At 68.6% G+C, this 16,730-nt stretch carries 19 protein-coding genes and 1 pseudogene; 8 read left to right on the forward strand and 12 right to left on the reverse strand.

Annotation, left to right across the window (positions count from 1 at the left end):
• The first annotated feature begins 84 nt into the window (after nucleotides 1-84).
• The gene (msrA, locus tag HUT19_RS14705) at nucleotides 85-744 is read left to right on the forward strand and encodes a peptide-methionine (S)-S-oxide reductase MsrA (RefSeq protein ID WP_176180925.1); all 660 of its coding nucleotides are present in this window, start codon (nucleotides 85-87) and stop codon (nucleotides 742-744) included.
• Between the two features lie 3 nt (nucleotides 745-747).
• On the opposite strand, the gene HUT19_RS14710 is transcribed toward msrA, so the two are convergent.
• Nucleotides 748-1,311, reverse strand: coding sequence for a flavoprotein (locus HUT19_RS14710; RefSeq protein ID WP_176180926.1), 564 nt, complete (start codon nucleotides 1,309-1,311; stop codon nucleotides 748-750).
• A 132-nt stretch (nucleotides 1,312-1,443) separates the two neighbouring features.
• On the opposite strand from HUT19_RS14710, the gene HUT19_RS14715 reads away from it, so the two are divergent.
• From HUT19_RS14715 to HUT19_RS14730, 4 genes are all read left to right on the forward strand, one after another.
• Nucleotides 1,444-2,628 (forward strand): helix-turn-helix domain-containing protein, encoded by a 1,185-nt coding sequence (locus tag HUT19_RS14715; RefSeq protein WP_176180927.1) that lies wholly within the window; start codon nucleotides 1,444-1,446, stop codon nucleotides 2,626-2,628.
• Nucleotides 2,629-3,074: 446 nt separating this feature from the next.
• Complete coding sequence (locus HUT19_RS14720) at nucleotides 3,075-3,398, forward strand: hypothetical protein (protein ID WP_176180928.1); 324 nt, start codon at nucleotides 3,075-3,077, stop codon at nucleotides 3,396-3,398.
• 89 nt (nucleotides 3,399-3,487) lie between these two features.
• Nucleotides 3,488-3,670 carry a hypothetical protein gene (locus HUT19_RS14725; protein WP_254885573.1) on the forward strand — a complete coding sequence of 61 codons (183 nt, stop codon included), beginning with the start codon at nucleotides 3,488-3,490 and terminating at the stop codon, nucleotides 3,668-3,670.
• A gap of 201 nt (nucleotides 3,671-3,871) precedes the next feature.
• The gene (locus HUT19_RS14730; protein WP_176180929.1) at nucleotides 3,872-4,132 is read left to right on the forward strand and encodes a hypothetical protein; all 261 of its coding nucleotides are present in this window, start codon (nucleotides 3,872-3,874) and stop codon (nucleotides 4,130-4,132) included.
• Nucleotides 4,133-4,608: 476 nt separating this feature from the next.
• Here the strand turns inward: HUT19_RS14730 and fxsT are convergent, their stop codons facing one another.
• The 3 genes from fxsT to HUT19_RS43005 all read right to left on the reverse strand — a co-directional run bounded on the left by fxsT (nucleotide 4,609) and on the right by HUT19_RS43005 (nucleotide 8,440).
• Entirely contained in the window at nucleotides 4,609-7,002 is a 2,394-nt protein-coding gene (gene fxsT, locus HUT19_RS14735; protein ID WP_368661695.1) for an FxSxx-COOH system tetratricopeptide repeat protein, read from the reverse strand.
• A gap of 10 nt (nucleotides 7,003-7,012) precedes the next feature.
• A complete protein-coding gene (locus HUT19_RS14740; RefSeq protein ID WP_176180931.1) occupies nucleotides 7,013-7,441 on the reverse strand; it encodes a hypothetical protein in 429 nt (142 codons plus the stop codon).
• 162 nt (nucleotides 7,442-7,603) lie between these two features.
• The gene (locus HUT19_RS43005; protein ID WP_254885575.1) at nucleotides 7,604-8,440 is read right to left on the reverse strand and encodes a hypothetical protein; all 837 of its coding nucleotides are present in this window, start codon (nucleotides 8,438-8,440) and stop codon (nucleotides 7,604-7,606) included.
• A gap of 274 nt (nucleotides 8,441-8,714) precedes the next feature.
• Here HUT19_RS43005 and HUT19_RS14750 point away from each other — a divergent pair, with 274 nt between their 5' ends.
• Nucleotides 8,715-8,990, forward strand: a complete 276-nt coding sequence (locus HUT19_RS14750) for a hypothetical protein (protein WP_254885576.1) — start codon at nucleotides 8,715-8,717, stop codon at nucleotides 8,988-8,990.
• A gap of 315 nt (nucleotides 8,991-9,305) precedes the next feature.
• On the opposite strand, the gene HUT19_RS14755 is transcribed toward HUT19_RS14750, so the two are convergent.
• Entirely contained in the window at nucleotides 9,306-9,599 is a 294-nt protein-coding gene (locus HUT19_RS14755; RefSeq protein ID WP_176180932.1) for a hypothetical protein, read from the reverse strand.
• A 521-nt stretch (nucleotides 9,600-10,120) separates the two neighbouring features.
• On the opposite strand from HUT19_RS14755, the gene HUT19_RS14760 reads away from it, so the two are divergent.
• A complete protein-coding gene (locus tag HUT19_RS14760) occupies nucleotides 10,121-10,540 on the forward strand; it encodes a nuclear transport factor 2 family protein (protein ID WP_176180933.1) in 420 nt (139 codons plus the stop codon).
• On the opposite strand, the gene HUT19_RS14765 is transcribed toward HUT19_RS14760, so the two are convergent.
• From HUT19_RS14765 to HUT19_RS14785, 5 genes and pseudogenes are all read right to left on the reverse strand, one after another.
• Nucleotides 10,509-11,288: a hypothetical protein gene (locus HUT19_RS14765; protein WP_176180934.1), complete on the reverse strand. Its 780-nt coding sequence runs from the start codon at nucleotides 11,286-11,288 to the stop codon at nucleotides 10,509-10,511. The two genes, HUT19_RS14760 and HUT19_RS14765, sit on opposite strands and share 32 nt — an antisense overlap.
• Nucleotides 11,289-11,330: 42 nt before the next feature.
• Nucleotides 11,331-12,140 carry an endonuclease/exonuclease/phosphatase family protein gene (locus HUT19_RS14770; protein ID WP_176180935.1) on the reverse strand — a complete coding sequence of 270 codons (810 nt, stop codon included), beginning with the start codon at nucleotides 12,138-12,140 and terminating at the stop codon, nucleotides 11,331-11,333.
• Nucleotides 12,131-13,423, reverse strand: coding sequence for a hypothetical protein (locus HUT19_RS14775; protein ID WP_176180936.1), 1,293 nt, complete (start codon nucleotides 13,421-13,423; stop codon nucleotides 12,131-12,133). Before HUT19_RS14775 ends, HUT19_RS14770 begins: the two co-directional genes overlap by 10 nt.
• 115 nt (nucleotides 13,424-13,538) lie before the next feature.
• A pseudogene (locus HUT19_RS14780) lies at nucleotides 13,539-13,959 on the reverse strand (transcriptional regulator); the annotation flags it as partial.
• A gap of 137 nt (nucleotides 13,960-14,096) precedes the next feature.
• Complete coding sequence (locus HUT19_RS14785) at nucleotides 14,097-14,921, reverse strand: class I SAM-dependent methyltransferase (RefSeq protein WP_176180937.1); 825 nt, start codon at nucleotides 14,919-14,921, stop codon at nucleotides 14,097-14,099.
• Between the two features lie 72 nt (nucleotides 14,922-14,993).
• Between HUT19_RS14785 and HUT19_RS14790 the strand changes: the two genes are divergently transcribed.
• A complete protein-coding gene (locus HUT19_RS14790; RefSeq protein WP_176180938.1) occupies nucleotides 14,994-15,593 on the forward strand; it encodes a TetR/AcrR family transcriptional regulator in 600 nt (199 codons plus the stop codon).
• 21 nt (nucleotides 15,594-15,614) lie between these two features.
• Here the strand turns inward: HUT19_RS14790 and HUT19_RS14795 are convergent, their stop codons facing one another.
• Complete coding sequence (locus tag HUT19_RS14795; RefSeq protein ID WP_176180939.1) at nucleotides 15,615-16,238, reverse strand: ATP/GTP-binding protein; 624 nt, start codon at nucleotides 16,236-16,238, stop codon at nucleotides 15,615-15,617.
• The gene (locus tag HUT19_RS14800) at nucleotides 16,186-16,710 is read right to left on the reverse strand and encodes a DUF742 domain-containing protein (RefSeq protein ID WP_176180940.1); all 525 of its coding nucleotides are present in this window, start codon (nucleotides 16,708-16,710) and stop codon (nucleotides 16,186-16,188) included. Before HUT19_RS14800 ends, HUT19_RS14795 begins: the two co-directional genes overlap by 53 nt.
• Between the last annotated feature and the right edge of the window lie 20 nt (nucleotides 16,711-16,730).

Consider the following 16,730-nt stretch of genomic DNA (forward strand, 5'->3'; position numbering starts at 1 on the left):
CTGACCGGTTGACCGGAGCCCGGAATTCTGCCGGGCCCGCATCCGTTGTACGGGTTGCGCCGCGTACCCGAACGAGGAGCCCAGATGCTGTTCAGCCGCCACAAGAACCACCTCCCGACCGCCGAGGAGGCGCTGAAGGGCCGCCCGGAACCGGCGTTCTCCGTCCCCGACCGCCACACGGTCCTCGGCAACCCCCTGACCGGCCCGTATCCGGACGGTCTGGTCGTGGCCGACTTCGGGCTCGGCTGTTTCTGGGGCGCGGAGCGGAAGTTCTGGCAGGCCCCGGGGGTATGGACCACCCTCGTCGGCTACCAGGGCGGCCACACCGAGAACCCCACCTACGAAGAGGTGTGCAGCGGCCTCACCGGCCACACCGAGGCCGTCCGCGTCGTCTTCGACCCGTCCATCACCTCCTACGGCGCCCTGCTGAAGCTCTTCTGGGAGTCCCACGACCCCACCCAGGGCTTCCGCCAGGGCAACGACGTGGGCACCCAGTACCGCTCGACGATCCACACCCACTCCGCCGAGCAGCAGGCCGAGGCCGAATCCTCCCGCGCCGCCTACCAGTCCGTCCTGACCGGCTCGGGCTACGGCGACATCACCACGGAGATCCTCCCCGCGGGCCCCTTCTACCCGGCAGAGGCGTACCACCAGCAGTACCTGGACAAGAACCCGGCGGGGTACTGCGGCATCGGCGGCACGGGGGTCTCCTGTCCGATCGGGGTGGCCCCGGCGGACGGCTGAGGCTCACAGCTGAGCCGCGTCGCCCCCGGTGAGGACTGACGCCGCTGCTTCGAGTGCCAGCTGCCACGGATAGCTGTCCGGTCGGCCCTGGCCCGGCTCGTTGGGCATGAACCCGCCCTCCCCGTACAGCACGCGTACGCCCATCGCGCGGAGCGTGGCAACGCTGGTGTCGAACTGCGTGTGCTGGACGTAGGCGGCGTTGACGCACGGCATGGTCACGGTGGGGATGCCCTTGCCGATCGCCTCGGCCACGAATCCCACAATGAACTTTTCGGTGATGCCCAGGGCCCACTGGTTGATCGTGTTGAAGGTGGCGGGTGCGAGGACGGCGACATCCGCAGGGGGCCAGACGTCGGGCTCCCAGGGCAGCTTGTACCGGCTGCGCACCGGGTGCCCGGTCAGCTCCGCCAAGGCTGGCAGCTCTTCGTCAAGCCAGCGTGCGGCCGTGGGGGTAAATCCGAGGCAGACATCCCAGTCGGCCGACTGCGCTCGCTCAATAACACCGGCGATGTTCAGCACGGGCGGGGCGGCACTTCCGAACAGGTAGAGCACGCGGTTCGTGGTCATGCGGGCAGTCCACCGTGTGGCACCGCCAACCCGCAAACCTCCCGGTCGAGGCTGACATCGCCGTTCATCGTCATCTGCCATGGCTTGGACGGGTAGCGTTTCCGTTGAGTGAGTCACGAAAGGGAGGCATGCATGCCGCTCCCCGGCGACGAACACACGGGTGCTCGGATCGCACATCACCGGAAACGAGCTGGGCTGACTCAGCGCGGGTTGGCTCAGAAAGTCCCCTACTCATACAGCCTGCTCACACAGGTGGAGTCCGGACACAAGCCAGCCAGCCCCGACTTGGTGGCCGCGGTGGCCAAAGCGCTGTGCATCGACGTCACCGCGCTGACTGGCCAGCCCTACGTGACCGAGTTGCAGCAGGACCGGTTGGCCGCGCTGGTTCGCCCGATCCGTGAAGCCCTCGACCTCTACGACCTGGGGGCCGATCCGGCGATCAGTCCTCGTCCGATTCCCCAACTCGTCGCAGCTGCCGAGCACCTGTGTCAGCAGGTCCGGGCCACGAAACTCCATGACGCCGCTCTCGACCTTCCCGACACGATCGCGGAGATCACTACAGCGGCGTATCGGGCGCCGTCATCGGAGTTGTGGGCCGCGCTGTCGAGCACGTACCGCACCGCGCACGACCTGGCCGTGAAGCTGGGTTACTACGACCTGTCGACGGTGGCTCTGGACCGCATGGACTGGGCTGCATCGCGTGCTTCGGATCCGCTGCTTTCCGCGGTACGTCAGTACATGCGTGCGCTGGTCTACTTCCGAGAGGGCGAATACACGATCGGCAAGCGGCTCGTCGCCTCCGGGCAGGGACTGTTGGAGCAGTCGCCTCAGACCCGGGCGAGGCAGGCCGTTGCCGGGCAGCTTCACCTCGGGGCGAGCATCATCGCGGCCCGAGCCCATGACGCAGATGCGGTTCGGAACCACCTTGCGGAGGCGAGGTCCTACGCGGACCGGGTCGGCGAAGCGACTGACGTCCACTGGCTGTCCTTCGGGCCCACGAACGTCACCGTGCACGCGGTGTCCGCCCATGTCGAGATGCGGCACTACGGTGAAGCGCTGCGGGAGGCCGCGAAGGTGCGGATACCCAAGGATTGGGCCGTGTCCCGCGCGGCTCACTTCTACGTCGATCAAGCACGCGCCCAGATGGAAGCGGGACGTTCCGAAGCGGCCTTGAAGTCCATGGTCACCGCGCGCAGGCTGGCGCCCCAACAGACGCGGTACCACTCAGGCGCGCGAGAGACCATCAGGGGCCTGATCCACCTGTCCCGCCGCACGCCGGACACCCTCGACCACCTGGCTGCCTGGGTGGGTCTCTAGGACTTTCACCGCACCAGCCCCCGGCTTTCACTCAACTGTGAAAGTTGGGGGCTTCGTATGTCACCAGCATGAAAACTCAGGCGGTTTTCACCCACCACAGGACCCCGGCGGCGCGTGCCTGCGCCCCGGGGCGTGGTCAACCTGAGGAAGCAGGTCGACATGCGGCACTGTATCGGCAGGATCTTCGAATCGGTGAGGAGCGCGTTACAGCCCGGCCGGGGTCGCCATCGAACAGCCGAGACGCGTGCAACGGCGAGCTGCGTAGATGCCCCCACGCTGAGGTTGCCTCGTGTGCATCAGGTGTTGCGTCGGCCGGTGTTGCGGGGTGCGGACGTGGGCCTTGTCCGGCCGTATGTCGTGGCGCATGAGCGCCAGTTGGAGGCGCGCCGGAGGGCTCGCGCTCGGGTGGAGTCTGCGTGTGCTTCACACGGGGTGGTGGTGGCCCGGTGAGTGCGCAACGGCGTCTGCTGCCGTGGTCGGAGCCTACTGGCAAGCCGTGCTATCTGGTGTCCGATGCGGAGGGTGAGGGGTTCTTGTCGCAGCTTGCGGACGACATGGAAGCGGTGCAGCTCCGCATGGGCTCTGAACTCCTTGATCACGCTGGCGCGCTGCTGGGTGATCCGAAGGTGGCGACCGAAGAGCTGCGCTTCCTTTCCAACCGTCTGGTTGAGGCGCTACGGGATGCGCTCCGGGTCGCGGAGAGTCGTGGCAGGCGTCTGCCGGTGTCCGACGGTGGCGGATCGATGCCAGCGAGCGAGGTGGACGAGTGAGCCCGGACCGACGGTTGACGTCCGGGTGGCAGATCGAGGCCACACCGGCGGGACTGCGTGTATCCCGTGATCGAGACGGCTGTCTCACCGTGACACTCGGGATCGTCCGCTTGGGCAAGCGGGTGGTGCTTGCTCCGCTGGTGCTGTCGGTGGATGAAGCGGAACAGCTCCACGCTGGCCTGTGCTTCGCACTCGCTCCGGAGACTCCGCCGGTGGATGCCCCCGAGTGCCGGAAGTCGGTCCGCTACCCCGGTGGTCGCCAGCAGTACTGAGACAGCTCCGGTGTGGATCACGCGCAACAACCGAAGAAGCAACGCCGGACCACCCCTCGCCTGGACAGCTGTCGGGGTGGTCCGGCTGGGGATCATGACGAACCCCGGTGCCGATGGTACCGGGGCCGTCGTCGTGTTCTCGTTCGACGTGGCCCGGGATCTTCAGTGTCAGGCGGCTTCCGGCGAAAGGGACTTGGAACGATGTGCGGCCGTGGGGACGACGGGTTCGGCGGTGAGGCGGCAGACCTGGATGCGGGGATGTGGGTGCGCGGAGTGGACTACATGAGCGGCTGGCGGGATGCGCGGGAGGCGGCTTGCGAGCTGGACGACGCGCTACGGCTCGTCGGAGTGGACACGACCGGGGCGCGGCTGCGGGCCTCCGCCGGAGCAGAGGGAGCGGGGGTGGTGCGGCTGGAGCTGTCGGCAGCATCGGTGCGTGAGATAGCGATGTTGGCGCGGTGACGGCGGCCCGGCTGGGCAGAGCGAGTTGAGCGGGACGGCCGGTGGTGGGCGTGCGGTGGCTGAATGGCGCGCTGTGGGCACGCCGCCGGCCGTAGAGGCTTTTGGGCGGGAGCTGCCACGGGGCGAGAGAACCGGGGGCCTTACGCTGGCCCGGCGAATCGGGCGGGTCTGTGATCCTGCCCGGGTTTGCGACCGATTGGCCCCCTGTTTTTAGAGGCTCGCCCCGTGGTGGCTGCCTAAAAGCCGCGTAGGCCGTCGGCCACCAGCCACAACGCACCAGCCCGGACGGCGGTCGGCCTGCCTGCGCACTTATGGCGCGGTGGTGTGTGGGCGGTGGGCGTCCGACGGGACCGGCGGCCACGCCGCAGCCCGGCGGGGCGGCCAGGCCGCCCGGCGCGCCGCATGGCGCGCCCTTGAGTAAGTGAAGACAGATTTCGACACCTGCACCGCGTCGCTTACGGCGTGGGCTGCTGTTGTCAGGCGGAGTCGGAACGCGCCTGCCGCAGGTTGTCCCGCACGGTACGCGTCATGGGGTGGTCCTCGCCCAGGACGCGGACGCATGCGGTGAGGGTCTGCTCGTACAGCGGGATGGCGCGGTTCAGGTCCCCTGCTCCTTTGTAGGCATGTGCAAGGTTGTTGCGGGAAGCCAGGGTGTCGGGGTGGTCTTCGCCCAGGATCCGCACCCGGTCGGTGAGGATCTGCTTGTGCAGGGGGATGGCCCGGTTCGGGTCCCCTGCCGCCTTATAGGCCACCGCGAGGTTGTTGCGCGAGATCAGGGTCTGGGGGTGGTCTTCGCCTAGCACCCGGATGCTGTGGGTGAGGGTCTGCTCGTACAGGGGGATGGCCCGGCTCAGATTCCCCGCCGCCAGGTAGATCCCCGCGAGGTTGTTGCGGGAGGTCAGTGTGTCGGGGTGGTCTTTGCCCAGGATCCGGATCCGGCTGTCGAGCGTCTGCTTGAACAGACGGACGGCTGGGACCAGATCTCCTGTCAACTCATAGGCGTAGGCGAGGTCGTTGCAGGAGTTCAGGGTCTGGGGGTGGTCTTTGCCTAGGATCCGGATCTGGTCGGTGAGGGTCTGCTTGTGCAGGGGGATCGCCCGGTCCGGGTCCCCCGCCGCCTGGTAGGCGTGGGCGAGGCTGTGACGCGAGGTCAGGGTGTTGGGGTGGTCATTGCCCAGCACCCGGATGTGGTCGGTGAGAGTCTGCTCGTACAGGGGAATGGCGCGAGCCAGATTCCCCGCGTTGAGATGGGCCCCTGCGAGGCTGTGACGAAAGATCAGGGTGTGGGGGTGGTCTTTGCCTAGGGTCCGGATGCTGTCGGTGAGGGTCTGTTCGTGCAGGGAGATTGCCTGGTTCAGGTTCTCTGCCACCTGGTAGGCCCTGGCGAGGCTGTGACGGCAAGCCAGGGTGGTGGGGTGGTCCTCGCCGTGGAGACGGGCTGAGGCAGCGGCGGCACGTTCGGCATAGGCGGTGGCTTGGACGGGTTGACGTTGGCTCAGTAGGAAGCGGGACGTGCCGTGCAGGATGAGGGCGGTGTCCGTGGTGTCTGTGCGGAAATGGGTGAGATGGGTCTCTATGTGGGGGAGTAGGTCGCGCCAGCGTGGCCATCCCGTCGGGTTGATCTCCGGTTCCTGGGGGAGGGCGGCCATGAGGAGGGATGTGCTGGTGGCACAGGCTTTGGTGATGGCGTGTTCGGTGCGGTGGGGGTCGTCAGGGTCAGGGGTGCGGGCGACGGCTTGGACCAGGCGGTGGGTGGCCGCAGTGGTCTCGGTGAGCGTGATCATGCTGAAGTCGGCGAGGAGGGCCAGAGCGTCGGCTTCCGCGCCAGGGTCGTTGGCAAGACCGTCCAGCAGGTCGCGGGGGATATCGTTCGGAGCGAGCCAGGCCATGATCTGAAGTAGGCGGACGGCCAAGGGATCGCGGTTGGCGATCGTGTCGACGGTGACGCGCCAGGTGCGGGCGATGGTGGTGCTGTGAGGGTCGCCGTTGCCGGGGGTGGCAAGCATGCGGGCGGTCTGCGCACGGAAGCGTTCCAGGTAGCCGGAGAAGGTGTTGCGCGTACGGCGGACGTACGTACCCGCTTGCTCCAGTGCCAGAGGCAAGCAGCCCAGTTCGGCGGCCAGTCCCGCGGCGGCCGAGTACTCGGCTGCATCGTTTCGACTGGCCAAGTGGCGCAGCAGGCTGGCGGCAGCCTCTAGGCCCAGGACGTCCAGGTGCAGCGGCTCGTCGGCTAGCGCGTCCCAGCCGTGGGTGAGTCGGCTGGTGATGAGGTGGCTGCCACCGGTCAGCCTGGCCAAATAGGGGGCGAGGTGGTGAGGGTCGGTGGCGTTGTCGTAGACCAGAAGCCACCCGGGGTGGGTCTCCAGCCAGACCAGGGCCCATTCGGCCAGGACGTCGCTCGCGATGGTGCTGGTGTCGATTCCAGGGGTGAGACGGGCAGTCAGCTGGGCGAGGGACGCGGTGATGGTCTCGGGGATCTCGGCATTGATCCACCAGACCCCCGTGTACTCGGTGCGGTGACTATGGGCGTAGTGCAGGGCCAGGGAGGACTTCCCGATTCCGCCTAGACCGGAGACGGTCTGTGTCACTACCTGCGTGGGGGTCCGCGCATTTCTGGGGTGCAGGGCGCGTTTCAGGTTGGCTGTTTCCCCCTCCCGGCCCACGAATCGGTGCGAGGCGGGCCGTGGAAGGTTGTGCATCCCGTGCGGCGTGGGCAGGTCTACCGGTGGTGGTAGTGCCACCGGGGTTTGGACGCGCACGTCTCCTGTGTGGACGGTGCCGTAATTGGTCCCCAGGGCAGGTGACCGGCTCCCAGAGGTGGCTGGGCCGATCTGGGGCGGTAAGGCGGGCTGCGTGATGTCTCCGGTCATGAGAACGGGCTCAGGAGTGGTCGCCGGTGTGGATGGTGCCGTAGTTGTTGTGGACGGCTGGTGACCTCTCCCCCGAGGTGGTCACGGTCACTGTGGCGGCTGCGGCCGGGCGGGTCCATCCGGCGATTTCGGCAGCGAGAGTCGGATCCGCGACCATCAGGCGGCGGATCTGTACGCGCAGCATCGCCACCAGGTCCGCGTCATCGGGCGCACCAGCCAAATCGGAGACGCTGTCCGCGATGGCGTCCTGGCCGGCGGTCGGTTGAGCATCGGGCGCATCGCGGCCAGTGAGGCGGAGCAAGAGGCGTCGACCGAAAGAGACGGTCGCGTCTGCGGCATCGCTCTCCACGCGGGCCAGTACTGCCGCGCCGTAGGCGGTGACGGCTGCGGTGGCGTACGGCGTGAGGTCCTGCGCGAGCTGAATCGTGTCCACGGACATAGCGACATCCCCCTGGAGATTCACGAGCCGCCAGCGCCCTGCTACGCGGCGGTGCGGTGGGCCATCCAGCTTAGCCACCTGGGAAGACACCAGTCCCACCAACTGCACGACAGCTCCAGGGGCAATGGCGTGAATGCGGCCCCCGTGTCTCTCGTGGCCGTGTCAGCTGCTGGTCGCTACGCGTAGGGCCCTGTCTGCGGTGATGTGGTAGGCGAGTTGGGCGCGGTCGGCGCTGGCGCGGAGTTCTTCGAGGATCAGGGGGCGGTCGTCGTTGCCGAGGGTGACGCGGGCGGTGAGCATGATCGGCGTGGCGTCGGGGACCTGGAGCGTGGCGCGCCCATCGGGCAGCGGTATCCGTGCGCTCACGGTCTCGCGCCAGGTGAGATCTTCCAGAACGGGGACAGCGCGGAGTGGTCTGCGCAGCTCAGTCCAGCAGCGGCCGGTCATGATCTGGAGCTCATTGCGATCGACCCATGCCGACCAGTCGGGCTGAGGACTGCCATCCCCCTCACCGAGGGCGGATTCTGCGATGCTCAGCGCGCGGTCGGTCTCACTCGCGTTCCCTGCGACGGCATAAGCCCACGCCAGCCGTTCATGCAGCAGAGCACGCACGCCGGGCGGGGCGTCGGGGCCCGCGGTACGGCATGCTTGGACGGCCGTCTCCATCCCGGCGGAGCGGTCCGTATTGATCTCCTGGTACGCGAGGAACGCGAGAGCGTTCCCGGCCAGGGCGGTGTCTCCCGCCTCGGTGGCAGCCTGGTGACTGGTCTCGTAGAGGCTGGTGGCGTCAGCGTGCTTGCCCGCATCGAAAGCCGCCCACCCCGCTTGCTGCGCCTGCTCGGCGAGGACCGATCGCAGGGCGCGGCCCGTCTCCTCGGTGTAGCTGCCTTCTCGGAGCATCGTCTTGGTCGCTTGATATTCACCGAGGTAGACGCGGTAGGTGTCGCCGCCGCCGAGGACGTCATCGAGTCGCCGTAGTCGGGCGGTGCGCTGACGCAACTGGTCTGGCGCTTCTCGGCCGATGCGACGGTCCGTCGTGATCTGGGTCAGTTCGGGAAGGCCAAGGACCAGCCCCGCCCCGGCTGAGGCTCGGAAGAACTCTCTGCGCAGCACAGTGTCGCTTCCCCCTCGGGTCGTGGGTGTGGTGAGTACTGAGGCGATAGACGCGTTTGGTCGAGGCGCTACGCGATGCGCTCCGGGTCGCGGAGAGTCGTGGCAGGCGTCTGCCGGTGTCGGACGACGATGGATCGGCTGAAGCGAGCGAGGTGGACGAGTGAGCCCGGATCCCCGGTTCTCGTCCGGGTGGCGGCTCGAGGCCACCTCGGCGGGACTGCGCGTATCCCCTGATCGGGATGGCTGTCTCACGGTGACGCTCGGGATCGTCCGTCTGGGCAGGCGGGTGGCGCTCGCTCCGCTGGTGCTGTCGGTGGATGAGGCGGAACAGCTCCACGCGGGCCTGTGCTTCGCGCTCGCTCCGGAGACTCCACCGATGGATGCCCCCGAGTGCCGGAAGTCGGTCCGCTACCCCGATGGGCGTCAGCAGTATTGAGACGGTTCCGGCCGGGATCACGCGCAACCACCGAAGAGGCAACGGTGGTGGGCGCGCGGTGCCTGAGTGGTGCGCTGTGGGCACGCCGCCCGCCGTAGAGGCTTTGGGCGGGAGCTGCCACGGGGCGAGAGAACAGGGGGCCTTACGCTGGCCCGGCGAATCGGGCGGGTCTTGAATCCTGCCCGCGTGGGCGGCGAGGCTCCGTGCGGGTCAACAGTGGTGACCGCGGGCGTTGGTTCGCCACGCGGCAGCATGCGGATACGTGCACGTGCTGATATGGGGCTGCGGGGCGAGGTTGGCCGTCTCGCTGAGCGCTCAGGGGGTAGTGCTCGGCGTCGGCGTCGTGCTGTCGGAAGGCGTCGCGCTGTGGTCGTCGTCCCACGGGTAGGTGGGGTTGTCATCGATCGGCGGGCTCCAGGGCGTCTCCTTCGGAGGCTCGAAGGGGCCCTTTTGCTCCTCCATCAGGAACATCATCACAAGCGCGAATACAACGCTCAAGATGATCAGCAACATCCCTACGGGGTTGTTGGGGTTGTAGACGTACCGGTTCGTACCCCAGTTGCTCTTCTTGAAGACCGGCTCGTAGTCGTCATTCTCACGCTGCGGCATGAGACCCCCAGAGTTGGCGTTGAGTGAGGGAAGATCGTCGCATACCAGGTACCGCGCCTTGGGCGCCGCCCATCGCCGGCCTGCCGGTGTACTGCGGCCGGTAGCGGCCACCACCGGGCAGGGATGACAGCGTCGCGCTGGTGATGGCTGCTCCAGTGCCTCGTGCCTGGTGCGCACAGGTGAGAGTCCCGGCACCGGTGGGTGGGGGCTTCGTGCTGCTGGGAGATGCCGAGCGGTGGGCGCCCGACGGGACCGGCGGCCACGCCGCAGCCCGGCGGAGCGGCCGGACCGCCCGGCGCGCCCTTGAGTAAGTGAAGACAGGTTTCGACAGCTACGCCGAGTCGTTGCTGAGCGAGGGGTGTTGTTCAGGTGGGTTGGAACGCGCCCACCGCAGGTTGTTTCGGGCTTGTGCGCCCGCCCATGGACAGCGTGAACCGCCTTCACGGAAGATCTGGACCTACACCATCGATCGGGATGCCGTACGCGGTACGCCTGTTCGTCCATCGACCGGAGGCCAGACCATGACCGATGCCACTCGCGATCTCTTCGAGCGCTACCACGCCTGCTGGGAGTCCCGCGACCCTGACCGGATCGCGGGACTCCACACGGCCGACTCGGTGTTCCATCTGCACGCGGGTCAGGACCCCGTGCGTGGTCCGGCTGCCATTCGGGAGGCGGCGGCCGGAATGTTCGAGCTGGTACCCGACTTGGCGTTCGACCTCGTCTCGCTCCGCGTCGGAGAGGACTTCTGGGTTGTCCAGTGGAAGCTGAGCGGCACCTCCGCGGCCGGGGTCGCCGTCGATATCGACCTCGCGGACTTCGTCCTGGTCGAGGACGGGGCGGTGAAGGAGAAGCACTCCTATGTCGACGGAGTGGCCATGCAGGCCGCGTTGGCGCCCGCCGGCGTCCTCAGTTCCCCGTTCCCGGCGTCGAAGGCGTGAGCGGTCCCGCGACAGCGGTGTTGTTCCGAACGGTCTCCAGTGACGTGGTCAGGGAGGCGAGTGCGGTCAGATAGGCCTCTTCTGTGAAGGCGACCTTGCGCACCGTCGCCGGATGGTGCGTGGACGGACTGAACACATCCGTGTGGACCAGCCGTCCACTGCCCGTTTCCAGGAAGAGCGTGATCGCCGAGTCGCCGGGATCACACCAGGCGCGGTGCAAGGTATGGGCCGGAAGTGCGTACGACGCGCCCGCGGCGTACTGCGCGGTGTGCGTCAGGCTGAGCCGGGCCGGCCCCCGGGGCGTGAGCAACCAGTCGGTTCCGTTGTCCGACAGGGTCTCCCGGTAGGCGGTGGTCGTGATGCCGGTGCCTACGGAACGTTCGTACAGTTCCATCCTCAGCCGGCCGCGCACCACGTAGGAGGCCAGCGGGGACCGGTGGTTGTGAATGTCCTCCCGGTCCGCCGAACCCCCAGTGGGATGCCATACATGCAGGCGGAGCGTCTGCCGGGGCCCACCGTCGATCAGCAGGAGTTTCTCGAAGCCGAGGACATGCCGGTAGGAACGCCTGGCGCAGGCAGCGGGGTCACCTTCTCCCCCAGCCAGCTCCGTGATCAGTCCCCGCAGCACGTCGGGGCGGGCCAGTTCGGTCACGAGTACTCGCGCCGCGCCCACCAACTGCGGCTCGGGCAGTTCCAAGCCCACGGCCTCGGCCATCATGCGCCGTACCGCCGTGACACATTTCCCCATGCCTACCTCGCGGGTGTTCGATGCGGGCGATATCGCAGGCGGTCAGGTGCGCTGAGGGGCCTTCTGAAGAGGTCTGGGGGGCATGCGGAAGGACGCAACGCAGGCCCGGTGGTCCGAGAAGTTGTCGATGGTCTCGATGCCGACGAGGCTGATGCCCGGAGCATAGAGAATGTCGTCGACGGATCTGCCCCGATAGGTGTGCCGGCCTTCCAGAGAGCTGACCAGGGGAGGGTTGTCCAGGTTCAGGACGAGCCTCCTGTCCTCGGTATTGAAGTCGCCACACACCAACAGGGGACGGCTTTCGACGTGACGGTGCAGTTCGTCGGAGAGCGCGTCCCAGATTTCCTTGAAATCGGCCTCATCCGGGGCTCGTTGAAAGAGATAGAACGGGAGGGCGTGCAGCGAGGCGACGTCGAGTTCGGTATGCCCCAGGGCAATGGTCGCGCGCACGAGGCCCTTGTCGTGGCTGTGGATCTCCTTGTCGTCGACGTGGATGTGCAGCCTGGGGTTGGGCAGCATGTAGTGCCTGTAGTCCCGTACCGGGAACCTGCTGACCACAGCAACGCCACTGCGGCGGCCGGGGAAGAACGAGGAGTCGTGCAGCGGGTGCGCGGCGACGTGCCGCAGCGCCGTGTTCTTGCGGACCGCGTCGAGGACCTCCGAATGCCCCCGACCGTCGAATCCGACTTCCTGGAAGGCCGCGATGTCGACGTCCCTCTCCGCGAGGAGAGCGACCACCTCCTCCACAGTGTGCGGCGACGGGGCATCCAGTACCCCCGAACTCGGCACGCCTTCATGCAGGTTCCAGCTCGCCACCGTCAGCCGGCGGTCACTCGTCCGCGTCACCCGCATGGCGTTGTCCTCAGCGCGTAGTCCCTCACCACCACCGCCCCCTGGTACGTCATCCAGATCGGTCTCGTGCCGTCGTGCCATCGCCAGGTGCCGTCCTTGTAGCTCTTGAGGGTCTCGCCCACGGCCTCTTTCAACTTCTCCTCACAGCCCTGCAGACCAGGCAGCATCAGCGCCCTGGCCACCCAGGCCGGGGTGAAGTGTCCGACCAGCAACGCGTCCACGGTTCCGTCATCGACGGGGCGGCGCAATTGTTCGTCGGTCGAGCGCAGATCGAGGTCTGTGTCGCTCAGCCATCTGATCCCTGCTCGTGCGGTGTTCTCGAACATCTCACCGTCGGAGAGAACACCTGCCGCGCAGTGCAGGGCGATCACGGCGCGGGCGGTGTGCGCGACGGACTTGGTCGATGCGCGCAGGCGCTCTCCCCAGTGGGCCATGGGCGACGCGGCGTCGTCGTCCATGTGGGCACCGTCGACGAGCCTCCGCGCAAGCCAGGAGAGTTGGGGGGAAGCGGGAGCGATCTCGGCCAGGGTGGAGATCGCGACGGTGAGCACCGTCGTGCGATCCATGCCGACGGGGTCCTCCCGGGGGTCGAGCATGTCCTCGAGAAGCCGGACCGAGTCGTTCTTCGTCGCGTTGTCCAGCCCGCCGCGGACCATCGCCGCGAGCACCCATGCCGTGATCTCGGGTCTGGCACGGTCTCGCTGGGTGCTGGCCGCCCAGCCTCCCCCCGGCTTCTGGAGGGCCAGCAGAGAGTCGATCACCTGACGGCGGTTGATGCGGGGATCACGTATGTCGAAGGCTGTGACCATGCGCAGGCCGTACGAGGTGCCCACTGCCGTAGGGGGGACGTGATGGTCGTTCAGGTACTGTGACCACCCCGCCAGGGCGGCGTCGCGGTGGTGTACTTCGCGGAACTCGGCCAGCAGGCCGCGCGCGGAGTCGTCGATCACCCGTCTGACGGACGGGGCCTGGCTCGGGGGCTGGGGTTCGGGCGGAAGCGGCGCGACAGGGCCGGTCGCGTACAGCTGTCCGACCAGGCGCAGGGCGAGCCCGATGGACAGAGCACAGAGTCCGGCGAACAGGTACCTGACGAGGGAGACACTGAACCAGTCTTCGGGTAACGCGTAGTCGAGAAGGCCCTTGTAGGCGATGAGTGCCGCTGTGAACGGCCCCAGGGACACCAAGGCGTCTTTGAGCCGCTGCCATGTGTCCGGACGATCGGGCGGGGTCGGCGGGGCCGACGGGGCCGGCGCGGCAGGTCTTGCGCGGTTGGTGTGGGTCATCGGTGTCCCTCCCCCTGGGAGCCATACCCGCAACGCGACAGGCTCAGGATAGCTGGCAGAAGGGGCGTTTCCCGCCCGATCGGCGTGATCTCGGCGAAGGGTTCATGCTCAGGCGCCGCAGCCGTTTGCGGCCGCCGTGGCGGGTCTGGACGTCGTACCGCGGCCACCAGGACCGCATTTGCGGGTTGCCCGCCTTCAGTTCGTCGATCAGCCGGGTGCAGCGGGGGTCGCCTGGGTGGCGTCCGGCCAGGGCGCGGAGGCGGGCGAGGAGTTCCGCGGGCCTCGGGCTCCCAGTCGACGAGCACGTCCCGGGCCGCGGGTGCGCGGACCACCCAGCGGACGAAGTTCGGCGGGTGGTCAGCCGCCGAGGTGAGGCCGGGGAACAGTTCGCCGGCCGCCTGGTGGTGGCTGAGCACGTCGTAGGTGCCGCCGATGATGTACGCCGGGTGCGGCTGGAGCAGCAGCGGGACGGCAGCCGCCTCGGGCGCGAGCGGTTCGGGTTCCTCGGGCTCGGCCCGTGGCGCGGGACCCGCGAGTGGGAATCGACGGCAAGGTCGCGGCCCTCACGGGAGCCGGCAGCGGCATCGGCGAGGCGACCGCAGTGCTGATGTGAACGGGATCGTCGTCCGGCCGACCGCTCAGAACCGACCCGCCCCCGGAAGGCGGCGGACAGCTATCGGGTCCGCTCCGCGGTGACCGCCACCGTCGTGTACGGCATCGTGAAGCTGCCGCCCATCGCGTCGATGGCGGCGCCGACGCCTGTCAGCACCTCTTGCAACTGGTCCGGGGGGAGTTGGGTGAGGGTGCCGTGGGTGGGGAGCTGGTCGAGCCAGGCGTCGCGGGTGTAGGTCCACTCCCAGTCGTAGCGCCACTGCTCCGGTTCGGCGAACGCACCCGCCTCGCGGATCCTGTCGGCGGCCTTGGCGAAGAGGGCCCGGTACGCGTCCGGGCCCTGCTTCCGCATCGCCTGGGCGTTGAAGGGCGAGTCGGGCAGCACGCGCGCGTAGACCGCGGCGAAGGCTTCCGCCACGTCGGGCGGGAGCTGGAAGACGTTCCAGAACGCTGCCAGCAGGCCGCCGGGACGCAGCACCCGGGCCGCCTTGGCCGCGCCCGCGACCGGATCGATCCAGTGCCAGGCCTGGGCGGCGACGACCGCGTCGAAGGAGCGGCCCCCGGCGTCCCACGCTTCGAAGGTCGCCACGTCGGTCTCGACCCCGCCGCGCCGGGCCAGGTCGGCCATGCGTGCGTCGGGCTCGACGCCGAGCACCGTGCATCCGGCGGCCTGGAACTGGCGGGCGTCGATGCCGGTGCCGCAGCCGACGGAGAGGACCTCGGGGCCGGGGACCGCGGTGACGATGCGGTGCACCAGGGCGTCGGGGTAGCGGGGGCGGGCCCGGTCGTAGCGTTCGGCGTCCGAGCCGAACGACTCGGCCGCCCCGCGGTGTTGATGGGGTTCGTCCGCGGCGGGGCGACCGCCCGCCGGAGGTATAGTGGGCATGCGCCCACTATGAGTGGGCACATGCCCACTCGTCAACCGGGACGGGTCCGGCGAGCGAAGGAGGGACGCGCGATGCCGACCGGCGTGGCCATGCGGGATGTACGCGAGCAGCTGTTCGGCGCGGCCGAACGGATCCTGCTCCGGGACGGGCCGAGCGCGCTCACCAGCCGCGCGGTCACCACGGAGGCGGGCTGTGCCAAGGGCGTTCTGCACCGGCACTTCGCCGACTTCGACGCCTTCCTCGCCGAACTCGTCCGCGACCGCATCGCCCGGCTGGGCCACCAGGCCACCGCCCTGCACGACGCCGCCGGGACCGGCACGGTGGTCGGCAACCTCGCCGGAGCGCTGACCGATCTGTTCGAGTCGGTCGCCGTGGCCATCGTCGGGCTCGTCACCTCCCGGGACGAACTGCGCGCCCGCCTGCGCGAGACCACGCCGACCGGCGTCCCGGTCCTGACCGAGGCCACCGCCGTGCTCGCCGCCTATCTCACCGCCGAACGCGACCTCGGCCGCCTCGCGCCGGACGCCGACGTCCCTACGCTCGCCCCCACGCTGATCGGCGCCGGACATCTGCTCTTCGCCGACCGCGAGGGCACTCCGCCGGACACGGATGCGGTCCACAAGGTCGTGACCACGGTCATCGGCGGTGCGGTGCGGGAACCCAGGCGATGAGCCCGCACCGTGCTGCGGACGTCAGCCCTGCTGGGTGGGTCCGGCGGCTTCGGCGCGGGTGAGGGCCACGTCGAGGACGACCAGGAGGGCGTCGCGGACGGAGCCGGTTTCGCGGGCGTCGAAGACGACCAGGGGGGTGTGTTCGGAGATGTCCAGGGCCCAGCGGACCTCGTCCAGGGTGTGCTGGACCTCGCCGTCGAAGGCGTTCACGGCGACGGCGAAGGGAATGTCCTTGTGCTCGAAGTAGTCGACCGCCGCGTAGCAGTCGTCCAGGCGGCGGGTGTCCACGATCACCAGGCCGCCGAGTGCGCCCTCGACCACGTCGTCCCACATGAAGCCGAACCGCTCCTGGCCCGGGGTGCCGAACAGGTAGAGCTTCAGGGTGGGGTCGATGGTGATGCAGCCGAAGTCCATGGCGACCGTGGTGGTGGTCTTGCCCGGGGTGTGGGTGAGGTCGTCCACGCCCGCCGCGACCTCCGTGATGGCCGCCTCCGTCGTCAGCGGGCGGATCTCGGAGATCGCGCCCACCGCCGTGGTCTTGCCGACCCCGAAGCCACCGGCGATGACCAACTTGACCGGCAGGGGCGGTTGTTCAGCCGCTGTCACGGAGTGTGCCCCGTGAGTCGGGGACGGCACGGAGACCATCGATAACCCTTCGCAGTACGGAGATGTCCTGGACTGTCCTGGCGTTCGGCACGTGGACCGCCAGATGTCCGGCGGCGCACAGGTCCTCCGCCAGGACCCGGACGACGTTGAGGTGGAGTCGCAGCCGGGCGGCCAGCTCCGCCACCGACTGCGGGTGTCGGCAGGCCGCGACGAGGTCGTGGCGTTCGAAGGTGAGCGAGCGCAGGGCCGTCAGCCCTTCCGGCGTCGTCACGATCTGGGTCTCGACCGGGAGCGGTGGAGCGGTGCCGCTCCCCGAGACCCGGCCCGCGGTCAGCAGGAACGGCCGGATCGCGGAAGCGCGGCCCGCCGGGTCCGCTGGTTCGGCGGCACCCGACGGATCCGCCGGTCTCTCCGCGTCCGTCGGCTCCGACGGTTGCTTCGGCTCGGCTCCCTCCGATGCGGTCCGAGCGCTGTTCTCCGCATCGTGCGGGGCCGGTTCACCGGCGGCCATCTCCACCCCTCCTCAGTGCC

Source organism: Streptomyces sp. NA02950 (assembly GCF_013364155.1).
In the GTDB taxonomy this organism is placed as follows: domain Bacteria; phylum Actinomycetota; class Actinomycetes; order Streptomycetales; family Streptomycetaceae; genus Streptomyces.

What these genes read in the sequence shown, in the direction of transcription:
- msrA (WP_176180925.1), top strand. Translation starts at nt 85, where the DNA reads ATGCTGTTCAGCCGCCACAAGAACCACCTCCCGACCGCCGAGGAGGCG.
- HUT19_RS14710 (WP_176180926.1), bottom strand. Translation starts at nt 1,311, where the DNA reads ATGACCACGAACCGCGTGCTCTACCTGTTCGGAAGTGCCGCCCCGCCC.
- HUT19_RS14715 (WP_176180927.1), top strand. Translation starts at nt 1,444, where the DNA reads ATGCCGCTCCCCGGCGACGAACACACGGGTGCTCGGATCGCACATCAC.
- HUT19_RS14730 (WP_176180929.1), top strand. Translation starts at nt 3,872, where the DNA reads ATGTGCGGCCGTGGGGACGACGGGTTCGGCGGTGAGGCGGCAGACCTG.
- fxsT (WP_368661695.1), bottom strand. Translation starts at nt 7,002, where the DNA reads ATGACCGGAGACATCACGCAGCCCGCCTTACCGCCCCAGATCGGCCCA.
- HUT19_RS14740 (WP_176180931.1), bottom strand. Translation starts at nt 7,441, where the DNA reads ATGTCCGTGGACACGATTCAGCTCGCGCAGGACCTCACGCCGTACGCC.
- HUT19_RS14755 (WP_176180932.1), bottom strand. Translation starts at nt 9,599, where the DNA reads ATGCCGCAGCGTGAGAATGACGACTACGAGCCGGTCTTCAAGAAGAGC.
- HUT19_RS14760 (WP_176180933.1), top strand. Translation starts at nt 10,121, where the DNA reads ATGACCGATGCCACTCGCGATCTCTTCGAGCGCTACCACGCCTGCTGG.
- HUT19_RS14765 (WP_176180934.1), bottom strand. Translation starts at nt 11,288, where the DNA reads ATGGGGAAATGTGTCACGGCGGTACGGCGCATGATGGCCGAGGCCGTG.
- HUT19_RS14770 (WP_176180935.1), bottom strand. Translation starts at nt 12,140, where the DNA reads ATGCGGGTGACGCGGACGAGTGACCGCCGGCTGACGGTGGCGAGCTGG.
- HUT19_RS14775 (WP_176180936.1), bottom strand. Translation starts at nt 13,423, where the DNA reads ATGACCCACACCAACCGCGCAAGACCTGCCGCGCCGGCCCCGTCGGCC.
- HUT19_RS14785 (WP_176180937.1), bottom strand. Translation starts at nt 14,921, where the DNA reads ATGCCCACTATACCTCCGGCGGGCGGTCGCCCCGCCGCGGACGAACCC.
- HUT19_RS14790 (WP_176180938.1), top strand. Translation starts at nt 14,994, where the DNA reads ATGCCGACCGGCGTGGCCATGCGGGATGTACGCGAGCAGCTGTTCGGC.
- HUT19_RS14795 (WP_176180939.1), bottom strand. Translation starts at nt 16,238, where the DNA reads ATGGTCTCCGTGCCGTCCCCGACTCACGGGGCACACTCCGTGACAGCG.
- HUT19_RS14800 (WP_176180940.1), bottom strand. Translation starts at nt 16,710, where the DNA reads ATGGCCGCCGGTGAACCGGCCCCGCACGATGCGGAGAACAGCGCTCGG.